At 52.2% G+C, this 5,153-nt stretch carries 2 tRNA genes and 2 rRNA genes; all 4 read right to left on the bottom strand.

What is annotated here, in order from left to right:
* Positions 1–63: 63 nt before the first annotated feature.
* The 4 genes from ADK28_RS26620 to ADK28_RS26605 all read right to left on the bottom strand — a co-directional run bounded on the left by ADK28_RS26620 (position 64) and on the right by ADK28_RS26605 (position 4,984).
* Positions 64–2,971, bottom strand: a 23S ribosomal RNA gene (locus tag ADK28_RS26620).
* Positions 2,972–3,177: 206 nt separating this feature from the next.
* Positions 3,178–3,253: transfer RNA gene (locus ADK28_RS26615), tRNA-Ala, on the bottom strand.
* A gap of 38 nt (positions 3,254–3,291) precedes the next feature.
* Positions 3,292–3,368, bottom strand: a tRNA-Ile gene (locus ADK28_RS26610).
* 74 nt (positions 3,369–3,442) lie between these two features.
* Positions 3,443–4,984, bottom strand: a 16S ribosomal RNA gene (locus tag ADK28_RS26605).
* The 16S and 23S rRNA genes sit together here with 2 tRNA genes alongside, the layout of an rRNA operon.
* Between the last annotated feature and the right edge of the window lie 169 nt (positions 4,985–5,153).

The following is a 5,153-nucleotide window of genomic DNA, read 5'->3' as shown; positions in this document are numbered from 1 at the left end:
AAGCCATCAGAACCAATCTCGGAACTTCGCTGAAAATCTCTCTAAAAACACCTTCGGTGTTGTAAGGTTAAGCCTCACGGATCATTAGTACTGGTTAGCTCAATGCATCGCTGCACTTACACACCCAGCCTATCAACGTCTTAGTCTTAAACGTTCCTTCAGGGGCCTTAAAGGCCCAGGGAAGACTCATCTTGAGGCAAGTTTCGCGCTTAGATGCTTTCAGCGCTTATCTTTTCCGCACTTAGCTACCGGGCAATGCCATTGGCATGACAACCCGAACACCAGTGGTGCGTTCACTCCGGTCCTCTCGTACTAGGAGCAACCCCTCTCAATCTTCCAACGCCCACGGCAGATAGGGACCGAACTGTCTCACGACGTTCTAAACCCAGCTCGCGTACCACTTTAAATGGCGAACAGCCATACCCTTGGGACCTACTTCAGCCCCAGGATGTGATGAGCCGACATCGAGGTGCCAAACACCGCCGTCGATATGAACTCTTGGGCGGTATCAGCCTGTTATCCCCGGAGTACCTTTTATCCGTTGAGCGATGGCCCTTCCATTCAGAACCACCGGATCACTAAGACCTACTTTCGTACCTGCTCGAGCCGTCACTCTCGCAGTCAAGCTAGCTTATGCCTTTGCACTAACCTCACGATGTCCGACCGTGATTAGCTAACCTTCGTGCTCCTCCGTTACTCTTTGGGAGGAGACCGCCCCAGTCAAACTACCCACCAGACACTGTCCTCACCCCGGATCACGGGGCCGAGTTAGAACATCAAACATTAAAGGGTGGTATTTCAAGGATGGCTCCACGCAGACTGGCGTCCACGCTTCAAAGCCTCCCACCTATCCTACACATCAAGGCTCAATGTTCAGTGTCAAGCTATAGTAAAGGTTCACGGGGTCTTTCCGTCTTGCCGCGGGTACACTGCATCTTCACAGCGAGTTCAATTTCACTGAGTCTCGGGTGGAGACAGCCTGGCCATCATTACGCCATTCGTGCAGGTCGGAACTTACCCGACAAGGAATTTCGCTACCTTAGGACCGTTATAGTTACGGCCGCCGTTTACTGGGGCTTCGATCAAGAGCTTCGCCTTGCGGCTGACCCCATCAATTAACCTTCCAGCACCGGGCAGGCGTCACACCGTATACGTCCACTTTCGTGTTTGCACAGTGCTGTGTTTTTATTAAACAGTTGCAGCCAGCTGGTATCTTCGACTGGCTTCAGCTCCATCCGCGAGGGACTTCACCTACATGCCAGCGTGCCTTCTCCCGAAGTTACGGCACCATTTTGCCTAGTTCCTTCACCCGAGTTCTCTCAAGCGCCTTGGTATTCTCTACCTGACCACCTGTGTCGGTTTGGGGTACGATTTAATGTTACCTGGAGCTTAGAGGATTTTCCTGGAAGCAGGGCATCAACTACTTCTGCACCGTAGTGCATCGTCATCACGCCTCAGGGTTAGCATGCAACCGGATTTACCAGGTCACACCCCCTACACGCTTAAACCGGGACAACCGTCGCCCGGCTAGCCTAGCCTTCTCCGTCCCCCCTTCGCAGTAACACCAAGTACAGGAATATTAACCTGTTTCCCATCGACTACGCTTTTCAGCCTCGCCTTAGGGGTCGACTCACCCTGCCCCGATTAACGTTGGACAGGAACCCTTGGTCTTCCGGCGAGCGGGCTTTTCACCCGCTTTATCGTTACTTATGTCAGCATTCGCACTTCTGATACCTCCAGCAACCCTCACAGGCCACCTTCAACGGCTTACAGAACGCTCCCCTACCCAACAACGCCTAAGCGTCGCTGCCGCAGCTTCGGTGCATGGTTTAGCCCCGTTACATCTTCCGCGCAGGCCGACTCGACCAGTGAGCTATTACGCTTTCTTTAAATGATGGCTGCTTCTAAGCCAACATCCTGGCTGTCTATGCCTTCCCACATCGTTTCCCACTTAACCATGACTTTGGGACCTTAGCTGGCGGTCTGGGTTGTTTCCCTCTTCACGACGGACGTTAGCACCCGCCGTGTGTCTCCCGTGATAACATTCTTCGGTATTCGGAGTTTGCATCGGTTTGGTAAGCCGGGATGGCCCCCTAGCCGAAACAGTGCTCTACCCCCGAAGATGAGTTCACGAGGCGCTACCTAAATAGCTTTCGGGGAGAACCAGCTATCTCCCGGTTTGATTGGCCTTTCACCCCCAGCCACAAGTCATCCGCTAATTTTTCAACATTAGTCGGTTCGGTCCTCCAGTTAGTGTTACCCAACCTTCAACCTGCCCATGGCTAGATCACCGGGTTTCGGGTCTATACCTTGCAACTAATCGCCCAGTTAAGACTCGGTTTCCCTACGGCTCCCCTATACGGTTAACCTTGCTACAAAATATAAGTCGCTGACCCATTATACAAAAGGTACGCAGTCACACCACGAAGGTGCTCCCACTGCTTGTACGTACACGGTTTCAGGTTCTATTTCACTCCCCTCGCCGGGGTTCTTTTCGCCTTTCCCTCACGGTACTGGTTCACTATCGGTCAGTCAGGAGTATTTAGCCTTGGAGGATGGTCCCCCCATATTCAGACAGGATGTCACGTGTCCCGCCCTACTCATCGAACTCACGACCTGTGCATTTTAGTGTACGGGGCTATCACCCTTTGCTGCGCGACTTTCCAGACGCTTCCACTAACACACAAGCCGATTCAGGTTCTGGGCTCCTCCCCGTTCGCTCGCCGCTACTGGGGGAATCTCGGTTGATTTCTTTTCCTCGGGGTACTTAGATGTTTCAGTTCCCCCGGTTCGCCTCATGCCACTATGTATTCATGACATGATAGTGTGTCGAAACACACTGGGTTTCCCCATTCGGGTATCGCCGGTTATAACGGTTCATATCACCTTACCGACGCTTTTCGCAGATTAGCACGCCCTTCATCGCCTCTGACTGCCTAGGCATCCACCGTGTACGCTTAGTCACTTAACCTCACAACCCGAAGATGTTTCCATCGTTCGYGYTGCAAACATTTGAGAGACTCTATGACAGGTTACTCTTCATCCCAATACGTCTACGGAGGGATAAATTTCAGCCGTCATGTTTCAATTTTCAGCTTGTTCCAGATTGTTAAAGAGCAAAATACTTCGCAGCATACTGTCGCCAATATACTCTGAAGTATTAAATACCGGACTATATGGTGGAGCTAAGCGGGATCGAACCGCTGACCTCCTGCGTGCAAGGCAGGCGCTCTCCCAGCTGAGCTATAGCCCCATACAGTCACGCGCAGTACCTTTTCCACTTCCGAGAAGTGGTAGGCCTGAGTGGACTTGAACCACCGACCTCACCCTTATCAGGGGTGCGCTCTAACCACCTGAGCTACAAGCCTATAAAGGTATTTCTGCTCGTTACTTTCTATCAGACAATCTGTGTGAGCACGCCACGCGAACTAATATCTTTAGGTAAGGAGGTGATCCAACCGCAGGTTCCCCTACGGTTACCTTGTTACGACTTCACCCCAGTCATGAATCACAAAGTGGTAAGCGCCCTCCCGAAGGTTAAGCTACCTACTTCTTTTGCAACCCACTCCCATGGTGTGACGGGCGGTGTGTACAAGGCCCGGGAACGTATTCACCGTAGCATTCTGATCTACGATTACTAGCGATTCCGACTTCATGGAGTCGAGTTGCAGACTCCAATCCGGACTACGACATACTTTATGAGGTCCGCTTGCTCTCGCGAGGTCGCTTCTCTTTGTATATGCCATTGTAGCACGTGTGTAGCCCTACTCGTAAGGGCCATGATGACTTGACGTCATCCCCACCTTCCTCCAGTTTATCACTGGCAGTCTCCTTTGAGTTCCCGGCCGAACCGCTGGCAACAAAGGATAAGGGTTGCGCTCGTTGCGGGACTTAACCCAACATTTCACAACACGAGCTGACGACAGCCATGCAGCACCTGTCTCAGAGTTCCCGAAGGCACCAATCCATCTCTGGAAAGTTCTCTGGATGTCAAGAGTAGGTAAGGTTCTTCGCGTTGCATCGAATTAAACCACATGCTCCACCGCTTGTGCGGGCCCCCGTCAATTCATTTGAGTTTTAACCTTGCGGCCGTACTCCCCAGGCGGTCGATTTAACGCGTTAGCTCCGGAAGCCACGCCTCAAGGGCACAACCTCCAAATCGACATCGTTTACAGCGTGGACTACCAGGGTATCTAATCCTGTTTGCTCCCCACGCTTTCGCACCTGAGCGTCAGTCTTCGTCCAGGGGGCCGCCTTCGCCACCGGTATTCCTCCAGATCTCTACGCATTTCACCGCTACACCTGGAATTCTACCCCCCTCTACGAGACTCTAGCTTGCCAGTTTCAAATGCAGTTCCCAGGTTGAGCCCGGGGATTTCACATCTGACTTAACAAACCGCCTGCGTGCGCTTTACGCCCAGTAATTCCGATTAACGCTTGCACCCTCCGTATTACCGCGGCTGCTGGCACGGAGTTAGCCGGTGCTTCTTCTGCGAGTAACGTCAATTGATGAGCGTATTAAGCTCACCACCTTCCTCCTCGCTGAAAGTGCTTTACAACCCGAAGGCCTTCTTCACACACGCGGCATGGCTGCATCAGGCTTGCGCCCATTGTGCAATATTCCCCACTGCTGCCTCCCGTAGGAGTCTGGACCGTGTCTCAGTTCCAGTGTGGCTGGTCATCCTCTCAGACCAGCTAGGGATCGTCGCCTAGGTGAGCCATTACCCCACCTACTAGCTAATCCCATCTGGGCACATCTGATGGCAAGAGGCCCGAAGGTCCCCCTCTTTGGTCTTGCGACGTTATGCGGTATTAGCTACCGTTTCCAGTAGTTATCCCCCTCCATCAGGCAGTTTCCCAGACATTACTCACCCGTCCGCCGCTCGTCACCCAGGGAGCAAGCTCCCCTGTGCTACCGCTCGACTTGCATGTGTTAAGCCTGCCGCCAGCGTTCAATCTGAGCCATGATCAAACTCTTCAATTAAAAGCTTGATTTGCTTCCACTCGAGAAGCGATGCTCAAAGATTTACTGCATGAATTTTACTTCAGTTAGTCACTCTTCAAGACTTGATATTTTTTTGCATCCGAAGATGCTGGATATCGTCTTGTGGAGTGCCCACACAGATTGTCTGATAAATTGTTAAAGAGCAGTG

The organism is Serratia sp. 506_PEND (genome assembly GCF_001076875.1).
Classification (GTDB): Bacteria; Pseudomonadota; Gammaproteobacteria; order Enterobacterales; family Enterobacteriaceae; genus Serratia; species Serratia marcescens.
This window is presented reverse-complemented; position numbering and strand designations above follow the sequence as displayed.